The organism is Rhodovastum atsumiense, assembly GCF_937425535.1.
Classification (GTDB): domain Bacteria; phylum Pseudomonadota; class Alphaproteobacteria; order Acetobacterales; family Acetobacteraceae; genus Rhodovastum; species Rhodovastum atsumiense.
In genome coordinates this window covers 98990-125979 of sequence record NZ_OW485604.1, presented here as the reverse complement: position 1 = coordinate 125979, position 26990 = coordinate 98990, and the positions used below count along the sequence as shown (strand labels likewise).

Genomic DNA, 26990 nt, shown 5'->3' with positions numbered 1-26990 from the left:
TTAGTGATAGCGTCACCCGTCAGTTGAACTGGATGTCGCCGGAGCGCAAGAAGAACTGCCCGGGCGTGAATGGCTCAGTCGCGGCCGCGAAGGGTGGTTCTGGTATCGGGATCCGGCTGCTGAGCCGGCGGACCCTCCCTTGCCGCCATCGCCCCCACCCAAGCCCGTTGCGGTGAATCCTGTGCCGCCGGTTCAGCCGTCCGTTACGCCATCCACGCGGGCCGAGCCCTTGCCGCTGTCGGTTGCCTGGTTTCGCCAGAACCTCGACACCTACCGTGATGCGGCCATCGACAATCCCACGCCCGAGAATGTGCGGCGTTTCCTGGTCCTGCAGCGAATCATGATGGACAAGTCAACGGCGTTCCGGCGGACCTTCCAGGAGGTGATCGCCACCACGCCGGCGCTCGACGCCAATACCGAGCGGCCCCTGGACAGCGTGGGCGCCAACACCGCCAATGAGATCGCCAGCGCCGCAACCCAGATGCTTCTGCGATCACTGGCCCAGACGGTCGGCCTCGTCTACTTCTTTCGTTCCGATTGCCCGCTGTGCGGCACGCAGGTCGAAAGCCTGGAGGCCGCCCAGCGGCTGTACGGCTTCACCGTGCTCTATGTTTCGCTCGACGGGAAACCCATGCCGAGGGTGCCCCTGCGCGCATGGGCTCCCGACGCGGGGCAGGCGCAGCGCATGGGCGTCAAGGACGCGCCGGCGCTCGTGCTGATGCGGCCCCCCAGCGAATTCCTGGTCCTGTCCGAGAGCGTTCTGAGCCTGCCGGCGATCGCGGAGCGGACGCTGCTCCGTGCCCGCCTCGCCGGCTGGATCAGCGAGGATGACTACCGGGCAACACGCCCGGTGCGGGAACGGTCCTTCCTCTCTCTGGTGAACGGCATCACACCGGACCTGCTGGAAGACCCGGAAAAGTTCTCTGGCTACATCGCGGCCCGCATGGAAGACAGCCAATGACGGTGCCATCCCCCAGACCGGCAGAGATGCGGAAGCAAGTGCACCGGTTGGTCGTCTTTCTGGTACTGGCATGGTCAGTGCCGCGCGTGGCGATGGCCGATCTCGCGCATGAGATGGACAGCATGTTCAACGCCATGGCCAGTGCCACGCCACCTTCCGTGTTCAGCACAGCCCGCCGTGGTGTGATTTCGGGGGGTGGGGTCGCGGTCAGCAACCGCATCGTCAACGCCAACCTCGTCTCGATCACGCCGCCCTCCTTCAAGGCAGGGTGCGGCGGTATCGACTTCTTTGCCGGGTCGTTCTCGTTTATCAACGCCGCGCAGTTCGAGGCCTTGCTGAAGGCCATTGCGTCCAATGCGTCGGGATACGCGTTTCAGCTGGCCATGCAGGCGATGTGTCCGACCTGCATGAATACAATCGAAACGCTGGCCCGGAAGATCCAGGAATGGGTGTCCAAGTTCAGCAACAGCTGCCAGCTGGCGCAGGGCATCGTTAACGATGCTGCCAGCGCCTTCACGGATCAGGACAACACCAAGGCCTCACTGATCGGCATGGTGCGGGGTGTTGCCAGTGACGCCTTTGACGCATTCTCCACGACCTCGGGGAGTAACCCGGTGGAGCGCGTGCTCTCGGGCGCGCCGACGGACGCCGCCAAACGGATCCAGGGCAATGTCACGTGGCGCGCCCTGAAGAAGCAGAACGCCAGCGCTTGGTTCAACTACGGTGATACCGCGCTCCTGCAGATCCTGATGAATATCGGTGGCACCGTGATCGTTGGCGATCTCGCCGACGATACCGAGGGGGCCGGAACGCAGAACCTGAACGTGAAGACGATCACCGGGCGCGCTGACCTGATCGAGTCCCTGATCGATGGTGGGATAGTGTCGATCCTGGCCTGCGACACCACGGATGAGGATGGTTGCCTCAATCCGGCCGCTTCCACGGTCAGGATTACCGGGTTCAAGACGATGATCCTGAACGCGTTCGAGGGGACATCCGGCTCGGGTGGGATTATCGACAAGGTCGGCGGCGGCGTGGCGCTCACCAACGATGAGCAGGCGGTCCTCGGCCTGTTGCCGAATGGACTGGGCGGGCTGGTCATTCGTCTGTCGTCGAAGAGCAAGGACGCCGCGAAGAGCCTGGTTGAGGACACGGCGCCGCATATCGCCGGTCTGATGGCCAAGAGCCTCGTCCATGACATGCTCCGCGCGGTACGGGCGTCCGTCGCGGTGTCGCAGGATACCCGCGCCAAGGACGTGGCGGCGCTGATCGAGCAAAGCTGGGTCGCGGTGCGCAGCGAGGAGCAGCTGCACCAGGCGCGATGGGGCAGCCTGACGACGGTGGTGTCGACCTACCAGAGCCTGATGGGGGCCACCATGCTGCTGCCGCGCGGCTTCGGCAACGCCATCACCAATACCGGTATGGCCCGCTGACAATGTGGACCATCTACGCCATCGGCGACACGGCGTTTCTGCAGCAGATCCTGCAGGGCATCGTCATGCTCACGGGGGGCGGCGACTACATGGTCACCGCCCGGATTGCCACGGCCATCGGCGCGCTGGTAGTGATGTTCCGCAGCCTGCGCGCTGGCGGCCTGAGCATCGACTTCAAGGAACTGCTGATCGCCTTCATTCTGTACGGCCTGGTGTTCGCCACGCCGGTAACCGTGGCAATCGAGAGCGTGTCCACTGGCGCGGTCGTGACCCAGGCCGGTGTGCCGGTGGGCTTCGCGGCAAGTGGCTCCTTTCTCTCGCTGCTGGGCATGAAGCTGACCGAGCATTTCGAGACGGCGTTCTCCACGCCTTCGATGCTCCAGCACGGCTTCCAGGCCTCGCTGGAAACCATCAAGAAGGTCCGCATCCACACCATGAGCGTCAGCAATTTCGGCGCTGCCAACGCGCCGGTTGCGGGGGCGGATGTCTACAGCAGCTGGGTCAACTATATCTCCGAATGCACGGTCCCGGCGATCGAGTTGCGCCTCACCAGCGTCGAGGCGATCATGCGGAATCCGAGCTTCGTCGCCGCGCTCGAGCTGAACTCCAGCGTGAACGGCACGGAGATCTACATCGGCGGCAGCCCCACCAACACCGACTGCGCCAACGCGTTCACGCAGCTTCGGAATTTCACGGCAACGAGCTTCGTCCCACAGTTCCTGGCCCAGATCGCTCCCGTCCTGGGAGGGCATGCCGGGTCGTCGGCGGAAGCGGTCACCATCATCTCGGATGCGCTCAACGGGATCGGTCTCGGCACGACCAGCGTGGTCGATTTTGTCATGACCAGTGCATTGGTGCCAATTTTCCTCGACGCATTGGCGCAGTCCGCTGAGTCCACATACAGCGCCTCATATGCCACGATGATCGCCGACGCGGCCCGGAACCGGGCCGCGCAGTGGATGGGACAATCGTCGCTGTTCAGCATGTACGTGCAGCCGATGATGACCTTCATCGAAGGCTTCCAGTACGCGCTGATGCCCCTGGTCATGATCATGCTGCTGTTCGGCACCGGCGCGCTGCCGATGCTCGGGAAATTCCTGGGAGGTCTGCTCTGGATCCAGCTGTGGTATCCGCTGCTGGCCCTCGTCAACCTGTTCGAGCATATGGCGCTGACCGGCTCCATGAGCGCCATGGTTGGTGCAGGCAATGGCATCCTGAGCCTCGCGGGCACGCTGCAGGCGGATCAGGCGCTTCTGGCCTGGATCGGCGTCGGCGGGATGATGGCGAGTTCCGTTCCGATGCTGGCGGCGGGACTGGCCTATGGCACCTGGCATGGCATCGATGCGATGGTCGGGCGCATGGCTGGGGGTGAGACGCTGCGGCCGGATGTTGCCGCGCCGCGCGACATCGGCCAGCAGTACAGCAAGGTGTCGCTGGCTCCCCTGAGCACCATTGATCCCACATTGGGTCTGCACCAAACCGGGTCCGAGCGTGTGGACCCGGCGATGACGTATTCGGCCGTTGATTCGAACCGGGTGGAGAGTGCGCGTTCGGTGGCGGAGACGGCGACCAACGATTTCCGGAGCCGTCTGGCCAGGGTGGTCGGCAACAGCTTCAGCGTGGATGAGCGTGGTGGCCACTCGGAATCTGCTGGCCAGTCATGGTCGGCATCGAGAACAGAAGCCTTGGCGAACTCGATTTCAGGTGTTGCATCGCTCGCCGAGCGAATCAGTACGTCAGCTCAGGTGGATAAAAACGTGGCCATGGGTATGGCCATGGAGGGGGCACTTTCCGCTAAACCAGGCATGGGCATGGGCGCCAGCGGAAGCGTTAGCCTCACAAATAGAGAGGGAGTCTCTGAGTCACAAAGAGCCGCGGCGGAGCGCGCCATTAGCCAGGCATTTACTGAAAATCCTTCTCTTCAGAGTTCTATGGTTGCAAGCGCCGCCAAGGATCTTCGCGACAATCGTGAGCACTCGGTCTTCGCGAGCCGAAGCCAAAGCGAGCAGCGCGCTCTCGAGGAATCGGCGGCACGCAGCTTGAGCGCCACCGAGGCTTATCAGCAAGCGGCGACGAAGACGGTCAGTGGCGGCGCGACATTGACCGAGTCCGCGCAGGCGGCCGTGAATGCAGTCCGGGTGGCACCTCGCGCGCGTGAGGCCTTGACGGCTGCGGTCGCCAGACACGGCGTGGGAGCCCGGGCAATCGCGCTGGCCAATCAGTACGGCCGTCAGTGGCGTGCCCGCTATGGTGGCGCAGGAGGGGCGGAAATCATGGGCCAGCTGGTAGCTCTGGGGGCGTACGACACCTCGCTCAATGGCCAGGATTCCGTGTTACGGCGCGCTTCGTTCAATGGGGTGATGAGTCTGGCGCTTGGGGGGGCGCGGCCATTGCCGTCCGGCGCTGAACGGAATGCGGGTGTTGCGCCCGGGATCTCTCTGCCCTCCACGCATCTTGGTGGGGGCATCGCCGGCGCGGTGACGGCCGAACTCACGGGCGCCGCTGCGACGGTCGGTCGCGTCACGGAGAGCACATTGCGCGCACGCCATGAAGTCGATAAGGACGGGCAGCGTGAACGAGGTGCCGAACTTGCCGCGCCAGTCGCCAACGCCTTCGTCAAGGGCAATCAGGTCCAAGGCGAGCGGGACCGAACGCCGGGCGCGGGTGAGCAGACCCATGGCGCCCTGGACCGTGCGGGAGAGGTGCTCGGCGGGGTGAGCAGTATGGTCGGCGGGGCAGTCAGCGGAGCCATCAGTGGCGAAGGTGCCGGAGCAGGCGCGGTTGGTGCCTTGGAAAGCAGATATGGTGAACGTATTCGGCACTACAGAGAACAAGGCCGGTCTGGCGGCCTGACGGAAGCCCAGGCTGAATATTTTGGGTATGCGAAGGGGCTGGGGGCATTTCCAGGCCGGTCAATGATGATCAGCGAATATGCCGACCGGGTCAGAGCCGAAGCCATCGGCGCCCGAATGGATCCTGAGCAGGTTCTTGACCGGCTTGATGCTGCGGCGCAGGTTGCAGATGCTGGTGGTGCGACACGTCGCTTCCAGACGCTGGCGGAAACCAACAGGCTGCACGGGTTGATGCCGAGTGGATTCATGCCAGGGTCAGCGATGGATCGTGCCGCACGGCGTGCGACCAGCAGAGGTGTTGCGCCGTAAAGAGAGGCAAATTGGATGATGATCGAAATTTCAAGCGTATCAATTTGCCTTTTTGTCGTGGTCAAAATCTGACGGATGGTGCCCAGTGCCAGGAGCCGCTATGGGTGGAGAGCGGCGGTCCATCCACGGTGCGGAGATCGGCCACTCCTCCTCCCAAAGCGGACATTCAGAGGCTCGACCTGGCAGCAGCCACCGGCAGGCTTTGGCCAGAAGCCGACACTCGATCAAATTCCTCCGCCCCTCTCTCTGCCCTTTAAGAAGCAAGAGCCACGTTCAATCATTCAATTCGACCAGATGCGCCCGAGACAGCCCGGGCTTAAACGGATCGCCAAAATACTGCGTTTCGCGGGCGACCTTTCCGTCGCTGAATTCCATGATGCTCACGGTGTAAGACGGCACGCCATCATAGCTGAGCACAAATTCGGTAACCCAGAGGTCGCCGTCGCCGATGATCCGCTGGACGGCGAAGCGCTTCTCGTTCGGCTGCACCGTTCTGCTCTCTTGAATCTTGCCGCGGCCGCGAATGCGTTCACCTGACTGCGGATAGTGGAGCACCGCATCCTCGCTGTAAATCTCATGCTCGACCACAAAGTCGTTCGAATCGGATGCGGCCCAGTGGCGTTCGAGCGCAGCCCTTATCCCGCGATTTTCCATCTCAATCTCCCGTGCCTGCCGCGGCATTACAGCAACCTGATCGCGCCAAGCACATCATTGTTCCCTACACGGTTAGCACATGCGCTGAGATACGCGCTGGGTCACAGGATCGATGGCTTCGTGCCAACACCGGACTTTGGCGGGCCGGGCTTGAAGGTCCGAGAAGGGTCGGTAGCGGGCAGACAGTTTCGGCCACAGGGCATCAAAAAGCGACATTGCTTCAAACCCCAAGCTCCCAACAGGAGCGGGACGCTTTTATTCATTTTCAAATGGAATCGTCAGTTTCGTCTCGTTCGTATCGACCACGAACACTGCAAGAAGCCTTGCTGGCTTCGTCTGGCTGGCGTTGGCGCTGATGCCGTGGCGGTCGCCGGGCAGCTCGGAGAAGCTCTGGCCGGCATTGTAGGTGCTCACCGGTCCGTCGTTGACCTGACTGCGGATCGTCCCATCAAGCGCGGTCGCGTAGATGAAGGCGGATTGAGGATGCGTGTGACCAGGGGAGTAGCCGCCCGGCCCGTATTCGACGAGCACGCCCTTGATGCTCTTGCCGGGAACGTTCGACAACTCGTGCTGGTAGACGAGGGTCACCGTGGCGTTCTTCGACTTCGGCGTATCGGCGAGGGCGCCGCCGAGCGGCAGGGTGGCGACAAGCAGTGCACCGACGATGCGTTTCATGGAACCCTCTCCTTTGATTGGCGGATGCGGGATCAGGCTGCGGCCTGTGAGCGGCGGAGCCATTCGTCGAAACCGATGCGGCCGAGGCGCGCCTCGCCCAACGGCACCAGCGAATGCTCCTCGACCCGGCCGCCGAAGTACCTGGCCTCCGGGTCGCTCACGACTTCACGCGGGTCGTCGACCGCCTTCAGATAGCGGACGACGAATTCGTTGAACGGCGCCCGCTCCGGACCGGCGATCTCGACGATGCCGTTTCGCGGCGGCGCGAGCGCCACCTCGGCGACAATGGCAGCAACGTCGTCGGCTGCAATGGGCTGGAACAGGCCGGGCGCAATCCTGACCACATTGGCATCCGCACCCGAATCCGCAATGGCACCGAGGAATTCCAGGAACTGCGTCGAGCGGACGATGGTGTAGGGGATGCTGGAGGCGACAATCTGCTTCTCCTGGACGACCTTGGCGCGGAAATAGCCGTTATCGGGCGTCCGGTCGGCTCCGACGATGGAGAGCGCGACATGGTGCCGGACGCGGGCCACGACCTCGACCGCCCGCAGGTTACGGGTAGAGGTTTCGAAAAATTCGAGCACCGCCTTGTCCTCGAAAGAAGGTGAATTGGCGAGATCGATGACAACCTGCGCGCCGGCCATGGCCTGGTTGAGCCCCTCGCCGGTGATGCTGTTGACGCCGCTCCTGGGCGAGGCGGCGATCACTTCGTGGCCGCCCTGACGCAGAATGAGGACTGTCTTTGAGCCGATCAGGCCGGTGCCGCCGTTGACGACAATCTTCATGGTTTCCCCCTCCGAAGGCCGGAGACCCGAAACGGGCCTGATTGCGTCCTCCCGAATGTTGCGCGGGTGAGACGGCAACCCCTCCAACCAGCTTATTGACGCCCATCCACTGCGAGTAGTGTCAAATACCTTCCACAATCGTCGCCCCCTGGGTGCAAGTCATGATTTTTGCCATGATTTCATATTACTGTGCATTATAAGTTGCAGTCGGCCAGATTGGATCGCGATTTATTGTTGCGGGTCCTTGCCCAGACCGGCGACATCCTCGTGACCGGCAGGCTGCCGTCCGGCACGCTGGGGATGAACTTCCCCTTCGGCGAAGCTGGCTGGAGTGCGCAGGCTCTATGCGGACGGCCGGGCTATCTTCCTGGCCAGGACGCGTGGGGGAAATTCGATGCTGCCCACTGCGTCCGATTGCAACGGGTACCTGACATGACCGAGCAAGGCAATGAGGCGGGTTCGACCAATCTGCCATCAATGGCGAACCAGGATGCTGCGGCTGCCGCCGGCACGCGTTCCGCCGAAACGCTGCCGACAATGCGCCGTATGCCGCCAGAGGCCTGGAAGGCCGGGCCGAAGCGAAAGCTGCTGGCCGCTGTGCTCGGTGTTGCCGTGCTGGCAGGACTCCTCGTCACCGGCCTCCCGTGGATCAGGGAGATGCTCAATACCGTCTCGACGGACGACGCGTTTGTGAACGGGCACGTGACCTTCGTTGCGCCCCGCGTGGGGGGACAGGTTTCCCGCGTCCTGGTGGACGACAACAACCGTGTACACAAGGGTGATCTCCTCGCCGAACTGGACAAGGAGCCGTACCGGATCGCGGTCTCCGGGAAGCAGGCCGCGGTCGATACCGCCAAAGCGGATCTGCAGGCCGCCACCGCGGCGGTGCGCGCGGTCGAGGCGCAGGCAAGGAGCCGACGCTGGAACCTGCAACGCTCCGTGCAGGATGTCGAGGGTCAGGTCGCCCTGCTGCACGCGCGGATCGCCGCCGTCAACAAGGGCAAGGCCGCATTGGCGCTGGCGCAGGTGGAATTTGATCGGGCGCAGCAGCTCGTCGGCCGGGCCGACGTGCCGCGCGCGGTCTATGACGAGCGGCAGGCAGAGGTGACGAAGGCGGGGGCCGACCTTGCCCAGACCCTGGCCGAAGTCCACCAGATCCGCGTCTCGCTCGGCTTGCCGGCCCAACCCGAGGGGGGCGGCGACCTTGGCCAGGTGCCGCCCGATCTCGACGAGACCTTTTCGGCCGTCCTGCAGGCACAGGCGGAGCTTATCCAGAGCGCCGCCCAGCTCGGCATCGTGCACGCGTTCGGCCAAAGTCCGAAAGCCATGCTCGACGAATTCGAAAGCCTGGGCGACATCGACAGGACGTTCGCGCGGTTCACGGCGAACGCGCCGGCGGTCAAACAGGCGGAAGCGAAACTCGAAGCCGCGAGGCGCGATCTGGCGCAGGCCGAACTGGATCTGCGCTACTGCGATATTACGGCGGAACTTGACGGCGTCGTCACGCGGCGCAACGTCAATGCGGGCAACTATGTCCAGGTCGGCCAGAACCTGATGGCGATCCGCTCGCTCGATGAAATCTGGGTGGACGCCAACTTCAAGGAAACCCAGTTGCGCGACCTGCGCATCGGCCAGCCGGTCGAATTGCGGACCGACATGTACGGCGGCACGCATATTTTCAAGGGCCGGGTCTCCGGCTTCACCATGGGAACCGGATCGACCCTGGCCTTGCTGCCGCCCCAGAACGCCACGGGCAATTTCGTCAAGGTGGTCCAGCGCCTGCCGGTGCGGATTGAACTGGTCGATTACCATGCCGACCGGACGCCCCTGTTCATCGGCACCTCGGTGGTTCCCTCCGTCCACATCAACGAACCGCCAACCGGACCCGATGCCGGGAAGTTCCTGCAGGCCTTTTCCGCGCGCTCCCCGGGGGGCGGTCCGGCTGCCGGCGGGGCGGACCCGGGGAAATGAGCGGGGCAACCCTATCGCCGGCCCTGCGGGATTCCCGGCCCCGCCAGGGGGTGAACCCCTGGATCGTCGCCGCCGCCGTCGTGGTGCCGACCTTCATGGAGGTGCTCGACACCACGATCGCGGTCGTGGCGCTGCGCTATATCGCGGGCGGGCTGTCGGCGACGGTCGATGACGGTGAATGGGTCATCACCAGCTACCTTGCCGCCAACGCGATCATCCTGCCGATCACCGGCTGGTTGATCGCGCATCTCGGGCGCCGCACTTACTTCCTGCTTTCGATCGCCGTGTTCACCCTCGCCTCGGGGCTTTGCGGCATGGCCACCGGGCTCGGGCAACTGATCCTGTTCCGCGTGCTCCAGGGTCTTGCCGGTGGGGGTTTGCAGCCGTCGAGCCAGGGCGTGCTGCTGGACGCCTTCCCGGTGGAGCGGCAGGGCATGGCCATGACGCTGTTCGGCCTGGCCGCGCTGATCGCGCCCGTGGTCGGCCCGACGCTCGGCGGGTGGATCACCGACAGCTATTCCTGGCGATGGGTGTTCTGGATCAACGTCCCGGTCGGCCTGCTGGCCCTGGGAGCCTGTGCCATCACCCTCCGCGATCCCGATTACCTCACGGCACAGCGCAAGGAACTGCGGAAGCGCCCGTTCAGCTTCGACGGCATCGGCCTGTCGCTGCTGGTCGTCGTCATTGTCTGCTGGGAGGTGATGCTCAGCAAGGGCCAGGAATGGGACTGGCTGGGGGATCCGTTCTGGCGGGTGCAGACACTGGCGGTCCTGTTCGCCGCGGGCCTGGCCGGGCTGGTCGTCTGGGAACTGCGCCATCCGAGCCCGGTGGTCAATTTCCGGCCCCTGGGGGAGCGGAATTTCATCGCCTGCTGCATCATCATCTTTTGCGCCTATGCGGTGCTGTATGCCGCCAGCACCTCGTTGCCCGCCCTGCTGCAGTCGCTGTTCGGCTACGATGCCCTGAGCGCCGGGCTGGTCATGTCACCGGCCGGCTTCTTTGCCGTCCTCGCCATGCCCCTCGTGGGGCGCATGCTCGGTCGCGGCACCGATGCGCGATGGGTGATCGCCGCCGGTCTCCTCACCATGGCCGCGGGAAATTACTGGATGTCGCAGATGAACCTGGATATCAGCCCGGGGCAGGCCGTCTGGCCGCGCGTGGTGCTGATCCTCGGGCTGGCGCTGTGCTTCGCCCCGGCCAACGTGGCGGCGTATCTCTATACGCCGGTGGCGCTGCGCGGGGCGGCGGTCGGTTTGCTGAGCCTGCTGCGCAACGAGGGGGGCAGCGTGGGCACCTCGCTGGCCCAGACGATGCAGGAGCGGCGTGACCAGTTCCACAGCCTGCGTCTTGGTGAATCGCTCGATCCCTTCAACGCCACGGCACACTCTTTCCTTGATCAGGCTTCCGGGCCGTTCCTGCAGCAGACCGGCGATCCGGTCGCCGCGCAGCAACTGGCCTTGCAGGCGCTCGCAAACCTGCGCCAGCAACAGGCATCGGCGCTCGCTTACTTCGATGTGTTCTGGGTGTTGGCCGTTGTCATGGTCGTGCTTGTGTTCGTTGTGTTTCTCATGAAACGCTCCGTCGCGGAGAAAGGCGCCCGGATCGGATCCGAGTAAGGTGAGCACCTGCCGCGCCGCGTGATCCTTTTCGGAGAATCGATTCCTTCCATTTCAAATCGTTGCGGCTCGCCAGTTCGACCGGGTCGTGTTCTGGTGGCAGCTCTGGGGAGATGGCCTTGACACCCGGACGGGAGGGCTTCCGATCACCAGGAGGGAGAGCGACATGGCTCGACTATTGTCGGTGAATGTCGGACTTCCGCGCGACATCAAGTGGAAGGGGCGAATTGTCCATACCGGGATCTGGAAGGACCCGGTGCGAGGCCGCTGTCGGGTCGGCCGGTTGAACCTGGACGGAGACGGTCAGGGCGATACGGCCGGACATGGCGGCGAGCAGCGCGCGGTGTTCGTCTACCAGATCGAGTCCTATGGCTATTGGCAGGAGCAACTGGGGAGAACCGACTTCGTTCACGGACAGTTCGGCGAGAACTTCACGATCGAGGGATTACCCGACAATGCCGTGTGCATCGGCGACCGTTATCGGATCGGCAGCGCGCTGTTCGAGGTCACTCAGCCGCGCGTGACCTGCTATCGCGTCGGCATTCGCATGAACGAGCCACGGATGCCGGCGCTGCTGACATCGAGCGGACGTCCCGGATTCTACGTCCGCGTCCTGCAGGAAGGCGAGGTGGGTGCCGGCGACGAAATCGTCAAGGTGGGAGAGGCGATGGAGCGAATGACCGTCGCAGAGATCAACGCACTTCTCTATTTGCCCGATCATGCGCGCGACCGGCTGGAGCGCGCACTGCGGATCGAAGCGCTTTCACCCGGGTGGCGCGCATCGTTCGAGGCGTTGCTGCGCGGCCAGACAAGCGGGAGCGGCAACGCGGGCCTCGCGCCGGCAGCCGCCGCGTATCGGGCTTCGCCAGGATTTCGAAGGCTCGCCGTGACCGCGATCGATCAGGAGTCGGCGGATGTCCGTTCCCTGACGATGCAGAGCCCGGACGGTCAGAAGCTGCCGGAGGCGCTGCCCGGCCAGTACGTGGTCGTGCGGCTGCAGCCGGCCGCCGGCGCTCCCCCGCTGTTGCGGAGCTATTCGCTTTCGGGTCCCCTTTCGACGGAGCGCTATCGGATCAGCGTGAAGATCGAGCCGAACGGAGCGGCCGGGCCCTACCTGCGGGACCATGTCCGGGTGAACGACGTTCTCGAGGTCAGTTCGCCCCGAGGCAGCTTCGTTCTACAGCCCGGAGAGCGGCCGCTGGTGCTGCTCAGCGCGGGGATCGGGGCGACACCTGTCCTGGCGATGCTACACGCCCTCGCGGCTGTCCGGTCGGCACGGCGGGTCCTGTGGCTGCACGGGGCCCGCGATCGCCAGCATCATCCGTTTTCCGCCGAAGTCCGTCGGCTCATGCCCGCGCTCCCGCACGGTCGCAGCCATATCCGTTACAGCAGGCCAGGACCGGGCGATGAGGTGGGCGAGGATTTCGACGCGACCGGGCACCTGTCGCGATCGGTCTTCGAAGAGGTGGGCGTCCCACGGGACGCGGATGTCTATCTCTGCGGGCCGACCCACTTCATGGCGGAGATGCGACAGGCACTTGCAGAATTCGGCATGAAGCCGGAACGCATCAACGCCGAGGTCTTTAACGGCGGTGGGTCGATGACCCCTGGCATCGTGGGCGCACCGGCGCGATCGCCGCATCCGCCAGGGGACGATGCCAACACCGGTCCGCTGGTGTCGTTCGCGCGCAGTGGCATCGCCGCACACTGGAACGCCGCGTCCTATCAGAGCCTTTTGGAACTGGCCGAGGCCTGCGACGTACCCGTCCGGTGGTCGTGCCGGACCGGCGTCTGCCACAACTGCGAGAGCGGACTGGTCTCCGGGTCCGTCGCCTACCAGCTTGATCCGCTCGATTCACCAGCGGAGGGAAATGTCCTGATCTGCTGCTCTTGGCCACAGGGGGATGTGGTGATCGACATCTGAGCAACGTCCCAGGCGTGGTGGCACGGGAGGAGGCGTCCACGTGCGGCCAGCGATCCGGTGATATCTGCTTCCGGGTCGTGGCGGCAAGCGCGCGAAGGTCCGGGAAGGGCGCGAAGCTACCGGACCTGTCGTCCCAGGCCATGTGGCCACTTCACCTTTATGACCGGACATTGGCGGGCTGGAGGTAAACGTCCGAGAAGGGGCGGGTCCAGCCACTCACAGCGTGGTACCATCCGTCGGATTTTGGCCAATAGGTAGATTAGTATTAACATACATGCTGCTGTTTGGATTTAAGAGAAATGTTAATATAGGTTTGATGAGCAATTTTAATATGACTGGCATAAATGAAAATAATGCTTTTTAAGCACGAAACTCTCGACACCAAATTTCACATGGCTCATATCCAAGCAAACTACAGATAAACGGCGCAGCTCCATGCATTATCTATATTAATATGCCACAATATTATTGCTTGCATTTTGGTCTTTCATTCTGGATTAATATTTAATTCATGGCCATTTGATTTCGACGTTTCAGGTGATACGGTGGATTGGTGGCCTTTGATCCTGGCCATGATGGCGCGGGCGGCGCGCTGATGAAGCGCTTCGTCCTCGTGAGGCTGTTCGGCCTCGACGACAATCTGGCTGCGCGTGGCATTGCTGACGGCTTCCTGAGTGGCGTCGCGGACGCGGGTGATCAGGCTGGGGTCGATGGCAAGGCTCTTCTCGCCGGCACGAACACCGATCGCCTCCTCTAGGAGGGCACGGTCATCCGTGATGATGGTGCCGCTGGTCGTACCGCGTGAGATGCCGACGTACATGCTGCGCCAGTTGATCAGGTTCACCCGCCAGGATTCCGCGTGCAGCACCCAATCCTTGGTCATGCCCTGCGCGCTGTAGGCGGTCACGGCATAGGCGTAGTCGTAGTGCTGGTGACGAGGCTCGGTGACGTCGAGCCGTAGCTCGCGTCCCTTCTCAAAGCCGATGGTCGCCTGATTGCCGTCGATGGCCGTGACGGTTCCAAAGTCACCGCGCGCCAGCCCGAGCCGGGTGTCGTTGCGGTTCCAGCGGATGCGGTCGCCGAGCTGCAGGTCACCTTGCGCCGGCTGGAAGACGTCCAGGTGGCGTGGGTCGATGCCGCGGGTGGCCAAGGTGCGGGCCTGGCCATCCCCGGTGCGGAGGGTCAGGCGATCCTGGCGGGTGTCGATCGCGCTGATGACGGCATATTCGCCCGGGCCCAGCCGTCCGTCCTCGGTGTCCAGGCCCTTGGCCGTGCGGATCACCTGGCCGACCGTATAGGAGACGGCCGACTGCTTCTCCGCGTTGCCGAGCCCGGCATCGAGCAGGCGGGTGCCGTGCGCCGTGGGCCCGGCCAACTCGCCCTGCATCCGCAGCAAGGTGCGGACCGTGCCCTTGATCGCCTCGCTGCCCTCCCGGCTGGGGTCGATCAGGAGGGTATTGGCCCGCTCCGCCGGAGAAAGGCCGGCGTAGTGCCGGGCCATCATCATGATCCGGTCGTTGGCGGTGGCCTCTTCGACGATCCGTCCGCTGTCGCGTTCCAGCGCCTGGAAGGCGGTGGCGGCATCGCGGGTGATGATGGCCTTGACCGCGGCGCGACCCTCGGCGGTTTGCTGGCGGACGATCTCATCGAGCCGGAAAGTCTCCAGGCCCCGCTCCTGCGCCTGGGTGAACGCCTGGCCGGCTTCGACGCTGCCGAGCTGGAGCCGGTCGCCGGTGAGGATGACCCTGGCGCGCTGCTCTTTCGCCGCCTGCAGCAATTCCACCGTTTTCCCGGTGCCGAGCAGGCTCATCTCGTCGACGATCCACACCTCGCGGCCATCGGCCAGACGGTCGAGCAGCCCCGGGGAGGCGCCGTCCCGCGCCAGGTCAGACAGGAAGCGGTGCACGGTCTGCCCTTCCAGATGGAGGGCCTTGCCGAGCGTCTGCGCGGCGGAGGCGGACGGCGCGAGGGCCCGCACGGTGTGGCCCGCGGCGCTGGCGGCAGCGGCGACGGTGGCGAGTACAGTGGAGGTCTTGGCGGTGCCGGCCGCGCCTTGCAGCACCACGGTCCGGTCGCGTGACCTGAGAATGCCGGCGGCGGCGGCGCGCTGGGCGTCGTTCCAGCCGTGCCCTGTCGCCGCGGAGCGCTCCTCCGCGGCCCGGACAGCGGCCTGGGCGGCGTTGGCGGAGAGGAATGGCCGTGCCGTACCCTTGGCATGGTCGAGCAGGTCGAACAGCTTGAGCTCGGTGCGGATGGCGGCGGGGGTCGTGTACCCGGGACGTATGGTATCGGCCCGGATCTGCGGCGAGGGCTCGGTGACGTCACGCGGGACCAGGGCGCCGGCCGTGACCAGGTGAGCGACCGCCCGTTCGACGGCATCCGGCGTGGCGCGCCCGAGCGCGAAGCGGCTGGCCGCCTGCATGAGCCGGTCATGCGAGAAGGCCTGCTCCCGTTCCGAGAGAGCGGAAATGGCAGTTTCAACCGCCTCCCGGGCGGCCCGCTGCTGCGACCAGGCGAACCGCGTATAGGACTGTTCGTGCCGCGTGGCGGTTCGCACCAGGGAGGCCAGCGCCCGCAGGTCCTCGCCGAGGCGGGCCCGCCACGCGGCCGTCAGCACGGCGCGGTCGACCGGCTCTTTGGCGCGGCGGCTCCGCAGGGCCGCATCCATCTTCTGCCCGGTCGACGCGGTGGCCCGGGTCAGCCCCTTGTCCTCGAGGCGCGCCTCGACCTGGGCGGAGCGGGAGGAGAAGCGGTCGAGGGTCTCCTGGCCGATACCGGCGATCTCGAAGGTGCCGTCCTTGCCGGGCACGATGTCATAGCCGAGGCGGCGGATTTCGGCGGCGAGATGGGCCCGGTAGAATTCCCCGCTGGCTTTGATTGCCTTGAGCATCGGCCTGCTCTCGATGCTGCGCCACTGCCCATCTTCGGTGCGGGTGGCGTTGCGCACGACGGCGTGAGTGTGAAGTTGCGGCTCCTGGTTGCGGTTGACGTCGTGGCGGAACAGGGCGGCGGCGAGGTTGTCGGTCTGGACGAGCGCGACATCTCCACCGTGGCGGACGCGGGTATGGACCTGGGTGCCCTCGATATGCGCCATCGCCACGCGCACGGCGTTGTCGTGTGCCGTGATCAGCCGGGTGTCGCCCCCGACCAGAGCGAGGAGGGAGACCGATTTCGGGGCCGACCAGGTCAGGTCCCAACCCGGCTTGTGCTGCCATTCACCGTTCCGCTCGGTGCCGAGCCGGGTGCCGTCCGGCAGCTCGCCGCGCAGGGCGGCCTCGAACCGCGCAGCGTCAACGCCGCCGGAGAAGCCCGCCGCGGTGGCGCCGGCGCCCCACCAGGCGCTCGGGCCCTCGGCCTCGGCGGTATAGTAGTTGTCCTTGGCGAAGTAGCTGGCGGCCTGGTTGGCGCTCTTGATGGCGGCGGCGGAGAGCATGGGGGACGCGGCCCGTGGTCAGAGCTGTGGGAAGGACTCGAGCCCGTCCTGCGCGGGCGCAAAGGTCAGGGCCTGCTCAGGGGGGCGATCCCTTGCTGGCTGGTCCGGCGTGGGTGGCTCCTGCGGTCCGGGGGCGGGCTGCGTGGTGGACGCCGATGCGGTGTCGGCCGGGAGCGAGGCGGCCGTCCGCAAATGGGCCGAGACCGACCCGGACAGATCCGCTTCCTCAAAGGGCGCATGCCGCTTTGGCCGGGCGGTCTTGCCGGGATCGGGTAGGCGGGTCCGGGCCACCGGGTAGGCGCCCGGCAGGCGCACATAGCAGTGCAGGTCCGGCAGGGTCATGATGTCGGTGGGCAGCACCACCCGCTCGACATCCCGCCGGGTGCCCAGGTTCAGCGATTCGTAGCTCATGTGTGCGCCGTAGCGGGCCGACTCCTCGGTGCGCTCCCGCTCGGCCTCGCCGAGCAGCCTGGACATGTACTCGGCGCTGAAGTTGGAGTTGAGCCGGAAGATGGCGGCGGTGTTGAACATCGAGAGGATCGCCTCGCCGCGCTCCTTGCCCCAGACGTCCATCAGCTGCTGCAGATCCTGCAGGCCGGCGACGACGCAGATGCCGTATTTGCGGCCTTCCTGCAGGGCAGCCGCGAGGCTGGGAAGCTGCTGCAGGCTGTCCAGTTCGTCGAGGAAGATCCAGATCCGGCGGTTCAGGTTCTCCGGCAGCGACAGGGCGGCGGCGATCGCGGTGTCCAGCAGGCAGGTGATGAGCGGCCGCAGAGCATCGTGCTCCCGCCGGCGCGAGCTGATGAACAGCCACGGCTGCGCGGTGTTGGTGGCGATCGCCTGATCGGCCGAGCGGACGAAGTCGGAGAGGCTGAAATCGTTGCTGCCGGCATCGGCCCGGAGGAAGCGCAAGCTGCGGATGTAATTGGCGGCGGTGACGTCGATGGCGGCGGCGGTGCGGCCTGCCTCCGGGTCGTAAAACCTGGCGATCTCGGTGCCGGCGAAGCTCCGCTGCTTTTCCTCGCGGGAGGCGACCACCAGCAGGCGGAACAGCTCAAGGACGGTGCGCGGCTGAGCCTCCTGGAGCAGGCGCAAGCCGGTGGAGAAGATGGCGCGGGCCGCGTCGGAGAAGAACTGGTTGGGGCCGGACGGCGAGGGGATGAGGGACGCAGCGAGGCGATCGGCGGCAGCGGGGTTGTTGATCTCGGCCCAGGGCGACCAGGACGCGGAGCGGCGGTCAAGCGGGTTGAGAATCCGGTCGCCGAGCTCGGGGCGGTAGAAGCTCGGGATGTAGGCACCGGCGATGTCGTAGAGGATGGCAATGTCGCCGCGGGCACGGATCTGGTCGAGCAAGCGGTACATGGCCTGGGTCTTGCCGGCACCGACCGTGCCGGCCATCAGAATGTGCTGGGTTTCCTTGCCGAGGACGAGGGGGATGGTGCCGATGGCGAGATCGCTGGCGGCGCGGCGGCGGATCAGGTCATCGGCCAGGCGCTTGTCGGTGGTGAGGCTGCGACCACGCAGGAGGTAGGGATCACGGGCCGCGCTGCCGATGGCGCGGACGCCAAGATAGAGGCAGAGGGCCAGGATCGGGGTGACCAGGACGCCGTACATGACACCGCGCCAGAACAGGTCGGTGATCGCGGTGGCCTGGGCGGTAAACCAATGGTTGGAGATGATTGACCCAGCGGGCCAGATCCGCGGGTCTCCCATCGGATGCAAGGGGCGCTGGCAGGCATTGCTCTCGCAGAGAATGGCGGCGATCTTCCACCAGGTGGCCCCAGCGATGGCGTGCTTTTCGGCGAGGGCCCAGATGGTGAGCAACGGCGTCACCGCGAAGCCGGCCAGGGAGATCAGTACGATCCGGATGAGGCTCTGCAGCTGGATCCGCAGGCGCAGGTGCAAAAGCCCGACGCCGCGGGAGACGTCGTCGGCGATGTGCTGAGCCTGCTGGTTCATCCCGTCGTGGCTCCGTGGCTTTCCGCGGCGGCCAGGGCTCGGCGATGCAGTTCCTGGATGTCGCTGAGCATCTGCGACGGGATGCCGGAGGGCGGCCGGAGTGTCTCGTCGGCGAGGAGCCGCCAGACCTGGATGGCCATGTAGGATGCTGAGGTCGCCTGGAGGGCGGTGGAGCGCACCAACCCCTCAAGAAAAGACAGGTGCGCCAATCCCGCCTGGATCAGTTTTTCGATCCGGCCTACCTGCTCCGACAGCTCGGCCAATCTCTGTTGGAGTTCCTCGATGCGACCATCGGGGGGAGTCGCTGGGCATGCCGGTCCGGTAGAGGGCGGAATCGCTTCGGCCCGAATAGCACGTTGCCCCAGATACCGCAGGAATCCAGCGGCGCTGGCGTATCCGGCGGATTGCGCCAGGACCGTGAGGACCTTGAGTTCCTCTTCCGAGACGCGCACGCATAGCTGCGGCCCGCGTTCTGCCTTCGGTTTGCTCATCAGTTCCGTGCTCTGCCGGTAACAGCCTGGGTCAGGAAAAGGCCGCCGCGCACCACAACGTTGTCCTTGATGGGGATGACACAGGCCTTGATCGACCGCGTGCCGGTCCGGATCACCCCGTCCGGCACCGCGGCGATGCAAGGAGAAGGAACGGTGTCCTCCGGAACCTTGCCAATCGCATTGAGGGCGATGACCTCGTTGAGGCTCGCGAGGCTGGTCAGCTCAGCAGCGGACATGCCGTGCGTGAGCAGGCCAGAAATCGCTTGCAGGGTGGCAGAGGTTTGCTGCGTGGCCTGGGTCAGGACAGCGAGGTTGTGGACATCGGCGGTCAGCCTGGTCATGGCGTCGGCGCCGCGGGCGTACCAGCCTATGATCAGACCGACCACAAGAAGCCCGACTGCAGGTACCATGAGAGCTGCCCAGGTCCGGAGGCGGGTATGCTTGCGGTCGGCGCGGAGCAGTTCCTTCAATGCGTCCTGGGCCGCGTCGACGAGGCCGGCGCGGATATGAGCCTGCTGTGCCAGCTCTTCCGCCTTGACCCGGGCCAGCGCGGCCTCATGCTGTATCGCGAAATCCTTGTTGAGCTGCTCACGCTGTTGATGCGCAGCCGTGGCAAGTTCAAGCTGCTGGCGTTGAGCCGTGGTAAGGATCTGACGCGTTGAGGTGCGTAGACCATCGTAGAGGGTCTGCAGGCCGCCCACGGTGGCAATCAGCGCCTGGATGATGGGATAGGCCGGATCCCCCTGGTAGGCGGGATGGCTCCGCGCGGCGTGGAGCTGCGCCTGGGCGGCGGCCAAGGCCGCCACCACTTCTTCGGGAGTTGGGACGCCACCATTGGCGGGAACGGCGGGTGGAGTGGTCGTCATTCGAACCAGCTACCGACCGGCTGATAGACCTGTTCCATGTTCGCGAGCCAGCCGCCGAGAATCAGCTGCTCGAACAGCCGGAGAGGTGGCGCCTGCGTATCGGGTTGGGCCCCTTCCTTGGCGTCGAAGAAGTTCAGCCGACGGGCCTCGACAGCCTGCGCGACCTTCAAGGCGGGGATAAGCAGCGATACGGCCGCATGTTCGTCGGTCAGCCGGCGATAGAAGGAGTGAGCCTGGATGTCGGCGAAAGACGAGGGATGCAGGGTGGGCGCAGCCGCTTCGTTGAAGAGGAAGGCGGTGGCGGTTGGGCGGAAGCCAAGGTTGTAGAGATTGGCGAAGGGTGACAGGTCATCGACCGACGTGCCAAGGGCGCAGCAAGTGACGACGGCGCCGCCCATCTGCTCGATGCTGCCGACGATGTGGGGCAAGAAGCGGACGACATAGGCGAGGCTTGTATCGCCGCCACCGAAATCGACCAGCACATGGATGCCATGAGGGATGGCGCTCAGGATGGTTTCAGACAGCCAGGAGGCGATGGCCTCGTCTTCGTAGGAGGGAGGCATGCCAACGCCTCCGATATATTGGCCGAGCACTGGATTGGTTTTATCGGCATCGAGAGCGATGAAGTTCTTTTGCTTCCGTGCCAGCTGCGCAATGTGATAGCGGATGTTCGTGCTTTTCCCCGTGCGGCCGCGCCCGATGAAGAATATGATCTTTGTTTTTCCTGAAACGTTGGTCTTTTGTGCTTGAAGCTTGGCACTTTGCGAGAATGTATCACGAAGATCGGCGTCCGGCATCGGCCGTCCCAGGGCAATTTCGGGAAGCTTTGCTGGCGGCTGAATCAACGAGACCGGATTGATGGGAGAGAAAGAGGTTGGTCCGCTCGCAGGCCTGCCCTTCTTCTTAACGTCGGTCTGCTCGTTCAAGTCTTGTTACCTCCGCTTCCAGTGTTTGTTGGTGCCTTCTTGGGGAAAATTCCCCGCTTTGGGTACGACAAAAAGGGCGGTGGCGGCGGCAGGTTGTCTCGCCAGTTCGCTGGTAAGCTCAGGGGCGAGGCCAGCTGCTCCGGAGAAGAGGCCGCAGCCGGAGCTTCCGGCGTTGTGACAGCGGCTTCGCCGTCATGTGGCGGGTCAGACGGTGCACAGGCAGCCACAGGCCGGGCAACTGAACTGGGAACTGCTGGCAAATGGAACGGGGCGCTGGACTGAGTCGTAAAGGCCGGCAAGGTTTCTACTGGCACGCTGAGCGGCGTCCCGCTTTCAAGATGAGATAGCGAGCCCTGAGAACGCTTCTCTCCAGGCAAAGCTCGCGTTGCCACCGATGAAGAAGCCGGCGCCCGGCTCGGCCGTCCTCCGGAAGCGCTCGTCTTATTGGGAATTTTCTTGGCGGATGGCCGTGAATGGGCAGCCGCGCGCCTCTGGCTTTTCCGAAGGGTATATGACCTTGCTTCCGACAATTTCTTTCGCAACTGCTTTTCTGACCAATCATTCTGGGTTCTATATTTAATTCCAGCGATATTGAGAGCATTGGCGATATCTGAGATCGCCACAGACTCTTCTTTCATTATTCTGCTAATTTTGGGCAGAATTTTCCTGATATGCCCCATCACCTGGTCGCCTGGAACCCAGCCAACGCGAAGCTGCGCAGCAATTTCCTGTAGTTCGTGAGAGGTTCGTGGACGTTTGTACACGCTGCGTTCTCGGTGCGATGATCTCGGAAAATCTGCTGGGAGAGTCTCAAGAGTCTAAAATTCTGTTTGGACTCGAACCAGTATCAATGCCGTGAGAGGCGGGGACAGATGGAGGAGCAGACGCGGGAATGGATGCAGGGGCGGATGCAGGGGCGGATGCAGGGGCGGATGCAGGGGCGGATGCAGGGGCGGATGCAGGGGCGGATGCAGGGGCGGATGCAGGGGCGGATGCAGGGGCGGATGCAGGGGCGGATGCAGGGGCGGATATGTTCCGGTTTTGACTGCTTCTGGATAGAAATCCGATATCACCGAATGTGATTAGTCTATGGATATTTCAATAAATTTTCGAAACTGGATATCCGCTGGCAGGCCCGGCCCAGCACGTCAGTGCGTATAGTGTGCGAGTTTGGACAGGCATGGCGGGCGGGGTTTGATTTTCTGCGTGGAGGTTCGGGCTTCGAAACCGCATCGGGCGTGCGGCGCCAGTGGCACCACCGGTGCAGGTTCGGCGCGCGGTGCCGTCCGTTTCCCGCCGCGGCTTCCTCTTTCGCGTGTACGTCACCGCGAAATGCGGTGTTGCTCCTGATGGCAATCGCGCCTCGTGAAGACCGGGCCGCGAGGACAGCTATCCACGCAAGCCTGGCTGCCCCGTGCCGGAGCAACGTGGCGCCTCCTTCATGCTGGGGCGCGGCCGCAAGGGGGGCTATGCCAGAGGGGCTCGGCCTACGGGTTCGTGGTGGCAGCGCAGGGGCGCCGCGGCTACCGCGGCCCTTTGAAGGGTGAGCGGGCGGAGCCCGCTCTCCGCTTGACTTCGCGGTCAGCCATCGCCGGTACCGCGTTGCGTGAGACGAAGGCGTTCGGCAGTAGGTCGGCAATCAGGGGGCCGGTGTTCTCGGTGACGCCGCCGGCGAAGACGACGTGGAATGAGCGGGCGAAGAGGGTGAACATTGGCCGGTCCTTCCGGGAGCGGGAAGGGCGGCGCGCGGCCGCCCTGGTCGGTCAGTAGGGCAGGTCCGCTTCAGTGATGGCGGTGTCGTCGCGGCCCCAGAGGATCTCGGTCTCGGTGACGCCGTCGTTCCATGCGTGGGTTTCGATGGCGATGATTTCGTAGCCGGCGGTGCGCATGCGGGTATTGTCGAAGGTGCAGTCGGCGCAGCGGACAACGGTCATGGTTGGAACTCCCTGTGCTCGGCTCAGCGGAACTGCTGATGAGCAGCGGGAATGCTGGGCTTCGTGACGGCTCAACCCCCGTGGAGGGAGGACCGGAGCCACGCGCAGCCACGCGCAGCGCCGCACGATGGTGCGGAATCGGTAGAGTGGTCAGGGGCGCGAGCATGGTGAGCATGGCGAGGACCGGACCGGAGCGGCCGCGCTCTTCGCGGCGCCGCAGGCGGGGTTGAACCGGCGCGACCTTGCCCGGCATTACACTGGCAAGACAGCAGCAAGCGTTTTGGTGGTGGGAGTTGGTGCTGTCGCAGGTGATGTGGATGCGCTCCCGTGCGGCAGGGGTCGTTACCGGTGGCCGAGACGCGCCGGTGGCGAGATGATGCGGGGCCGTGGTGGTGACAGGCGCCCGATCAGGCCTTTCACTCTTTGCGGAGGTGCAACGCCGGGTTTGGACTCTCCTGACACGGCGGGCCGGATGAGGTGGAGAGCTGTGTTGGCGCGGCCTGAGCCGAGGGATGTCAGCTGGTGGGGTCGTGTCGTCGGGGATGGAGCAGGACGAGACCGGCCTGGAAGCCGAAGGGCTTGCCGATCCGGTTCAACGTTGCCAGGGTCGGGTTGGCCTTGCCGGCTTCGATCTCCCAGACCTGGCGCTCGGTCAGCCTGAAGGCGCGGGCGAAGTCGGCCTGGGTCATGCCGAGGGCTTCGCGCATCCGGCGGACGGCATCGGCGACCGGCAGGCCGCCGGCTTCGATGTCCTCATGGAGCGCGCGGCGGCGTTCGCGGATTTCCTCCGGAGAGGGTGGCCTAAGGCGCGGCATGGGAGGCTCCATGCGCGAGACCGGCGACGGCGTCAGCCATCTCGGGGCAGCGCCCCATCGCCCGCTGGATCACCTGCGGGTCGAGGCCAAGCGCGCGGGCGCGATCGGGCAAGGCGCGGAGGATATCGGCCTTGGCGGCGAGGGTGCGCCTGAGTTGGCTTGCGTCCATGACGCCTGCGGCGGCGACCTCGCAGACGGTGTTCCAGTCGGGCGTCAGGTCGCGGCTCGGGCCTCCTGGCGCCTTCATGCAGGCCCAGGTGGTGGAGCGCCGCACGCCGGTGGCATCGAGGCGCATCGGGCAGAAATCGTAGAGCGGCGTCAGCCGGATGGTGCCATCGGTGTCCTTCTGCAGGGCGGTGTTGCGGCCGTGGTTGTCGGGGTTGCCGAGGGCGAGGTTGAGCAGGTCGCGCAGCACGTACTCGGTCACCTCGGTGGCCGGGTCGGTGCAGACCTCCCGGATGACGGCGAGGTAGTCCTCGTGCGCCGCCTCGTGGCCGAAGGCGGCGATCACGGCGGCGGCGACGAGGCTTTCCTGGCCGAGGCGGATGACCCGGCCGTCCTCGACGCGGCGGTCAAAACGGGGGATGAGCAGGACGTTGCCCCGGTGGGTGAGGGGCCTGGCACAGCGCAGGCCGAAGGCGCGGGCGAGCTCCAGGTAGGGGGGCTCGGCGGCGAGGATGAGCCGGGTGGCCTCGTGCCTGTCGCCGGGCCACTTGACGATCGCGTGGTCGCGGGCCTGGTCGTCCGGCACCAGGGGATCGGGATACCAGAGGCCGTCCCGCGCCTGCGTCAGCAGCACCTTCGGCCAGGCGCCCTGGACCCCCGAAGAACCGGCGGCGATGGCGGCGAACTCCTTCGCCAGTTCGAGGAAACGTTCGTCGAGGGCGAACACGTCCTCCAGCGTCAGGCCGGGCTGGCGCATGCCGGCGATACGGGCCTGTTCTCCGTCCCAGGCCTGCTTGACGCGGATATTGCCGATCGGCCCGCCGCCGGCGCGCAGCAGCAAGGGCAGGTCACAGGCGTTGGAGTCCGGGCTGATGCGCAGGGCGTCGGCGAGCACCTTGCGGGCATGACCTTGCGGCAGCAGGTCCATCAGGAAGGGGGGCCAGTGGCCGAGTTTCCGCCATTCGATGCTGAGCGGCAGGCGCACGCTCAAGGCGGCGTTGCCGCGCACCCTGCCGGTCATGCCGGGGTCGTGAGTGAAGCAGTAGCCGGTATCGTAGTCGAGCGTGGTGGCGCCCCGGTGCCCGGCCGCATCGGTGGTGAACTCGACCGTGGCGGCGTCCTGCCAGCGGTTGTCGAGGTGGATCTGCAATGTCACCCTGGCGGGCATTTTCTCCATTCCGATGGATGCCAACGAGACTATGGCGGGTTGTTAGCATCCACTGCAATGGATGTTTTTTGAGATGGCACTGCGACCAACCGCGCCGCGGTTCAGGCGAGGGGGGATGCTCCTATGTGCGGGCAGCCAGGCGGGGGGCGTAGAGCCACTTGCGCAGCTTGCGCGCGCCGATCCCGGCGCTGGCAGCGAGGCGCGGATTGATGAGGATGTTGGTTTCTTCCGGAGCGATCGCCGACGGCACAAGCAGGAGCGCGGTGTTGCCGGCGCGGAGCCAGGGGGAGGCGAAAGTCATGCTGGCCCGTCTCGCCGGCTCGGCATCCCAACTGACCGGCAGGCTGGTGAGGCTTTCGCGTTGCGCGGCAGCCCAGACGTCGTCGGGGATTGTCACGGCGACAAGGTAGCGGTTGAGCGGCAGGTCGTCGGCGTTCAGGTGAACAATCGTTTCCAGGGAGGCGAGCGCCGGGCTTTCGGAGGCGTACACGACGGGCAGGCCCGCCTCGTTCCAGCGGCCGCCGGTGGTCTTGGCGCCGGCACCGGTGAGGTCGTCGGCCTCATAGCCGGGCGCGTCGGTGGCGATGCGCCAGACGGTCCGGGTCACGCGTAGGCACCGGCCTGGATCTGAGCAAGGGCGGTGGCGACGACGGCCTGGCCTTCCATGGTGTCCATCAGGTCGACCGGGCGGATGCCGCCGAGGCTGGGCAGGGGCTCGGTGAGCCAGCGCGACAACCAGGCGGCGGCGTCGAAGCCCTCGGGGTTGCCGGAGTCCTCCATCATGGCCTGGAACTGGCCACGCAGGCGGGCGATGCCGAGGACCCGTTCGCCTTCATCACGCGAGAGCGGCAGATCCTGCTTTACCTTTTTGTTGAAGGTGGCGGCCGACATGTTCAGGGCCTTCAAGGCGGCGCCCTGGCCGATGGCGCGTTCGGCGAGAATGCGCTTCGCCTCGGTGGCCCAGAGGCCATGGCGGATCATGGAGATGCGCTCCTGGGGGGGGCGGAACACGTCGAGGTAGGAGAGCTCGGCGGGTGCGGTGCCCGAGGAAGGGGGGATGGTCCCGACCGAGGAGGCAGCGCGTGGCATGGCCATGCTCCTTTGAGCTTGATACCCAAGGGACCGGGAGACATCGCATTGCCAGGCATGCGATGGTCAGGCGATCAACCAGTCCTCGCTGCGCAGGCCCTCGACGCGGCGGAATTCGCCGAGATTGCCGGTGACGACGATCAGGCCACGGCTGCGGGCATGGCCGGCGATGAGCACGTCATAGGCGCCGATCATCTGCCCCTGCCGCTCGAGGGTAGCGCGGATCTCGGCGGCGTGGGCAGCAGCGGTGTCATCGAAAGGGAGCACTTCCAGACGGGTGGCGAAGTCGAGGACCGCCTGGCGGTTTTCGATCGGCCGTATCGACTTCTCGGCGCCGTAGAATAACTCGGTCAGCACCACGGTAGAGATCGACAGCGCCGCCGCCTCGGCGTTGAAGCGCGGGCGCAACTGCGGCGGCCGGTCGCGCAGCACACGGATGCAGAGATTGGTGTCAAGCATGTAGCGTAGCACGTCAGAATATCTCCCGTGCCTGGGCGGGGGGCTGGATGCGCTCGCCAAGGTCGATGCCAGGAGCGTCGAAGAAGTCATCCCAAAGCGCGCCGGCGGGGACGATGATCCGGCGTGTGCCATCGCGCAGCACTGCGACCTCGCGCACGCCGGGCGGGAAGGCGACGTCCTTGGGCAGGCGAACCGCCTGAGTGCGGTTGTTCTGGAAGAGGATGGTGCGTGCCATGGGGCTGGTCCTTGGGATATACAATCAGTATATACACCCTTGATCATGTGGTGACCATGCCTGAGACGGGCTCCCGTGAAAGCCCGTTGCTGCGCCTCCAGCACACACATGGATCCGCCCGCTTTCGACGTTGATGCGGAACTTCCCGCCCTGCCGCAGTCGCAGGTCGGCACGCATGTTGACCGGATGACCTGGGCGGGCGATGGGCAATGGCGCGGGCACCGCCGCCGAGGCCGGCGAACGGGTGCGCGTGATTGATGACGGCGT

At 65.2% G+C, this 26990-nt stretch carries 23 protein-coding genes; 7 read left to right on the top strand and 16 right to left on the bottom strand.

What is annotated here, in order from left to right; genetic code table 11:
• The first annotated feature begins 28 nt into the window (after positions 1-28).
• The 3 genes from traF to NBY65_RS31415 are packed head-to-tail and all read left to right on the top strand — an operon-like array spanning position 29 to position 5555.
• Positions 29-961, top strand: a complete 933-nt coding sequence (traF, locus tag NBY65_RS31425) for a conjugal transfer protein TraF (RefSeq protein WP_150045202.1) — start codon at positions 29-31, stop codon at positions 959-961.
• 47 nt (positions 962-1008) lie between these two features.
• Positions 1009-2394, top strand: a complete 1386-nt coding sequence (locus tag NBY65_RS31420; RefSeq protein ID WP_162530857.1) for a conjugal transfer protein TraH — start codon at positions 1009-1011, stop codon at positions 2392-2394.
• A 2-nt stretch (positions 2395-2396) separates the two neighbouring features.
• On the top strand, positions 2397-5555 hold the full coding sequence (locus NBY65_RS31415; RefSeq protein ID WP_162530858.1) for a conjugal transfer protein TraG N-terminal domain-containing protein: 3159 nt from the start codon (positions 2397-2399) through the stop codon (positions 5553-5555).
• 273 nt (positions 5556-5828) lie between these two features.
• On the opposite strand, the gene NBY65_RS31410 is transcribed toward NBY65_RS31415, so the two are convergent.
• The 3 genes from NBY65_RS31410 to NBY65_RS31400 form a co-directional block, all read right to left on the bottom strand.
• Positions 5829-6209: a nuclear transport factor 2 family protein gene (locus tag NBY65_RS31410; RefSeq protein WP_150045205.1), complete on the bottom strand. Its 381-nt coding sequence runs from the start codon at positions 6207-6209 to the stop codon at positions 5829-5831.
• A gap of 255 nt (positions 6210-6464) precedes the next feature.
• On the bottom strand, positions 6465-6884 hold the full coding sequence (locus NBY65_RS31405) for a cupin domain-containing protein (protein ID WP_150045206.1): 420 nt from the start codon (positions 6882-6884) through the stop codon (positions 6465-6467).
• Between the two features lie 32 nt (positions 6885-6916).
• Positions 6917-7672, bottom strand: coding sequence for an SDR family oxidoreductase (locus NBY65_RS31400; protein ID WP_150045207.1), 756 nt, complete (start codon positions 7670-7672; stop codon positions 6917-6919).
• Between the two features lie 201 nt (positions 7673-7873).
• On the opposite strand from NBY65_RS31400, the gene NBY65_RS31395 reads away from it, so the two are divergent.
• The 3 genes from NBY65_RS31395 to NBY65_RS31385 all read left to right on the top strand — a co-directional run bounded on the left by NBY65_RS31395 (position 7874) and on the right by NBY65_RS31385 (position 13183).
• Complete coding sequence (locus NBY65_RS31395) at positions 7874-9643, top strand: HlyD family secretion protein (protein WP_203330724.1); 1770 nt, start codon at positions 7874-7876, stop codon at positions 9641-9643.
• Positions 9640-11259 (top strand): DHA2 family efflux MFS transporter permease subunit, encoded by a 1620-nt coding sequence (locus NBY65_RS31390; RefSeq protein WP_150045208.1) that lies wholly within the window; start codon positions 9640-9642, stop codon positions 11257-11259. The genes NBY65_RS31395 and NBY65_RS31390 overlap by 4 nt, the downstream gene beginning before the upstream one ends.
• A 166-nt stretch (positions 11260-11425) precedes the next feature.
• Entirely contained in the window at positions 11426-13183 is a 1758-nt protein-coding gene (locus tag NBY65_RS31385; protein ID WP_150045209.1) for an MOSC and FAD-binding oxidoreductase domain-containing protein, read from the top strand.
• Positions 13184-13670: 487 nt separating this feature from the next.
• On the opposite strand, the gene mobF is transcribed toward NBY65_RS31385, so the two are convergent.
• From mobF to NBY65_RS31360, 5 genes are read right to left on the bottom strand one after another with little or no spacing between them, the layout of a single operon-like run.
• Positions 13671-16616, bottom strand: a complete 2946-nt coding sequence (gene mobF / locus NBY65_RS31380) for a MobF family relaxase (protein ID WP_150045210.1) — start codon at positions 16614-16616, stop codon at positions 13671-13673.
• 18 nt (positions 16617-16634) lie between these two features.
• Positions 16635-18575 carry a type IV secretion system DNA-binding domain-containing protein gene (locus NBY65_RS31375; protein WP_150045211.1) on the bottom strand — a complete coding sequence of 647 codons (1941 nt, stop codon included), beginning with the start codon at positions 18573-18575 and terminating at the stop codon, positions 16635-16637.
• The gene (locus tag NBY65_RS31370; protein WP_150045212.1) at positions 18572-19066 is read right to left on the bottom strand and encodes a hypothetical protein; all 495 of its coding nucleotides are present in this window, start codon (positions 19064-19066) and stop codon (positions 18572-18574) included. The genes NBY65_RS31375 and NBY65_RS31370 overlap by 4 nt, the downstream gene beginning before the upstream one ends.
• Positions 19066-19932, bottom strand: a complete 867-nt coding sequence (locus NBY65_RS31365; RefSeq protein ID WP_150045213.1) for a hypothetical protein — start codon at positions 19930-19932, stop codon at positions 19066-19068. The genes NBY65_RS31370 and NBY65_RS31365 overlap by 1 nt, the downstream gene beginning before the upstream one ends.
• Positions 19929-20858 carry a hypothetical protein gene (locus tag NBY65_RS31360; RefSeq protein WP_250265987.1) on the bottom strand — a complete coding sequence of 310 codons (930 nt, stop codon included), beginning with the start codon at positions 20856-20858 and terminating at the stop codon, positions 19929-19931. Before NBY65_RS31360 ends, NBY65_RS31365 begins: the two co-directional genes overlap by 4 nt.
• 872 nt (positions 20859-21730) lie before the next feature.
• Here NBY65_RS31360 and NBY65_RS31355 point away from each other — a divergent pair.
• On the top strand, positions 21731-21940 hold the full coding sequence (locus tag NBY65_RS31355) for a hypothetical protein (RefSeq protein ID WP_250265985.1): 210 nt from the start codon (positions 21731-21733) through the stop codon (positions 21938-21940).
• 441 nt (positions 21941-22381) lie between these two features.
• On the opposite strand, the gene NBY65_RS31350 is transcribed toward NBY65_RS31355, so the two are convergent.
• From NBY65_RS31350 to vapB, 8 genes are all read right to left on the bottom strand, one after another.
• Positions 22382-22570 (bottom strand): hypothetical protein, encoded by a 189-nt coding sequence (locus NBY65_RS31350; protein WP_150045873.1) that lies wholly within the window; start codon positions 22568-22570, stop codon positions 22382-22384.
• A gap of 51 nt (positions 22571-22621) precedes the next feature.
• Complete coding sequence (locus NBY65_RS31345) at positions 22622-22792, bottom strand: hypothetical protein (RefSeq protein ID WP_162530947.1); 171 nt, start codon at positions 22790-22792, stop codon at positions 22622-22624.
• Positions 22793-23307: 515 nt separating this feature from the next.
• Positions 23308-23607, bottom strand: coding sequence for a helix-turn-helix domain-containing protein (locus NBY65_RS31340; protein WP_250266034.1), 300 nt, complete (start codon positions 23605-23607; stop codon positions 23308-23310).
• Entirely contained in the window at positions 23594-24940 is a 1347-nt protein-coding gene (locus NBY65_RS31335; protein ID WP_250266033.1) for a type II toxin-antitoxin system HipA family toxin, read from the bottom strand. Before NBY65_RS31335 ends, NBY65_RS31340 begins: the two co-directional genes overlap by 14 nt.
• Before the next feature lie 121 nt (positions 24941-25061).
• Entirely contained in the window at positions 25062-25547 is a 486-nt protein-coding gene (locus tag NBY65_RS31330) for an RES family NAD+ phosphorylase (RefSeq protein ID WP_250266032.1), read from the bottom strand.
• The gene (locus NBY65_RS31325) at positions 25544-26029 is read right to left on the bottom strand and encodes an antitoxin Xre/MbcA/ParS toxin-binding domain-containing protein (protein WP_150045830.1); all 486 of its coding nucleotides are present in this window, start codon (positions 26027-26029) and stop codon (positions 25544-25546) included. The genes NBY65_RS31330 and NBY65_RS31325 overlap by 4 nt, the downstream gene beginning before the upstream one ends.
• Positions 26030-26095: 66 nt before the next feature.
• Entirely contained in the window at positions 26096-26500 is a 405-nt protein-coding gene (gene vapC, locus NBY65_RS31320; protein WP_250266031.1) for a type II toxin-antitoxin system tRNA(fMet)-specific endonuclease VapC, read from the bottom strand.
• A gap of 1 nt (position 26501) precedes the next feature.
• The gene (vapB, locus tag NBY65_RS31315) at positions 26502-26723 is read right to left on the bottom strand and encodes a type II toxin-antitoxin system VapB family antitoxin (RefSeq protein WP_150045828.1); all 222 of its coding nucleotides are present in this window, start codon (positions 26721-26723) and stop codon (positions 26502-26504) included.
• Positions 26724-26990 lie beyond the last annotated feature (267 nt).

Bases quoted from the DNA above. Each gene is read 5' to 3' on its own strand.
- NBY65_RS31415 (WP_162530858.1), top strand. From the start codon at position 2,397: ATGTGGACCATCTACGCCATCGGCGACACGGCGTTTCTGCAGCAGATC.
- NBY65_RS31410 (WP_150045205.1), bottom strand. From the start codon at position 6,209: ATGGAAAATCGCGGGATAAGGGCTGCGCTCGAACGCCACTGGGCCGCA.
- NBY65_RS31405 (WP_150045206.1), bottom strand. From the start codon at position 6,884: ATGAAACGCATCGTCGGTGCACTGCTTGTCGCCACCCTGCCGCTCGGC.
- NBY65_RS31400 (WP_150045207.1), bottom strand. From the start codon at position 7,672: ATGAAGATTGTCGTCAACGGCGGCACCGGCCTGATCGGCTCAAAGACA.
- NBY65_RS31390 (WP_150045208.1), top strand. From the start codon at position 9,640: ATGAGCGGGGCAACCCTATCGCCGGCCCTGCGGGATTCCCGGCCCCGC.
- NBY65_RS31385 (WP_150045209.1), top strand. From the start codon at position 11,426: ATGGCTCGACTATTGTCGGTGAATGTCGGACTTCCGCGCGACATCAAG.
- mobF (WP_150045210.1), bottom strand. From the start codon at position 16,616: ATGCTCTCCGCCGCCGCCATCAAGAGCGCCAACCAGGCCGCCAGCTAC.
- NBY65_RS31375 (WP_150045211.1), bottom strand. From the start codon at position 18,575: ATGAACCAGCAGGCTCAGCACATCGCCGACGACGTCTCCCGCGGCGTC.
- NBY65_RS31370 (WP_150045212.1), bottom strand. From the start codon at position 19,066: ATGAGCAAACCGAAGGCAGAACGCGGGCCGCAGCTATGCGTGCGCGTC.
- NBY65_RS31365 (WP_150045213.1), bottom strand. From the start codon at position 19,932: ATGACGACCACTCCACCCGCCGTTCCCGCCAATGGTGGCGTCCCAACT.
- NBY65_RS31355 (WP_250265985.1), top strand. From the start codon at position 21,731: ATGGAGGAGCAGACGCGGGAATGGATGCAGGGGCGGATGCAGGGGCGG.
- NBY65_RS31350 (WP_150045873.1), bottom strand. From the start codon at position 22,570: ATGTTCACCCTCTTCGCCCGCTCATTCCACGTCGTCTTCGCCGGCGGC.
- NBY65_RS31345 (WP_162530947.1), bottom strand. From the start codon at position 22,792: ATGACCGTTGTCCGCTGCGCCGACTGCACCTTCGACAATACCCGCATG.
- NBY65_RS31340 (WP_250266034.1), bottom strand. From the start codon at position 23,607: ATGCCGCGCCTTAGGCCACCCTCTCCGGAGGAAATCCGCGAACGCCGC.
- NBY65_RS31335 (WP_250266033.1), bottom strand. From the start codon at position 24,940: ATGCCCGCCAGGGTGACATTGCAGATCCACCTCGACAACCGCTGGCAG.
- NBY65_RS31325 (WP_150045830.1), bottom strand. From the start codon at position 26,029: ATGCCACGCGCTGCCTCCTCGGTCGGGACCATCCCCCCTTCCTCGGGC.
- vapB (WP_150045828.1), bottom strand. From the start codon at position 26,723: ATGGCACGCACCATCCTCTTCCAGAACAACCGCACTCAGGCGGTTCGC.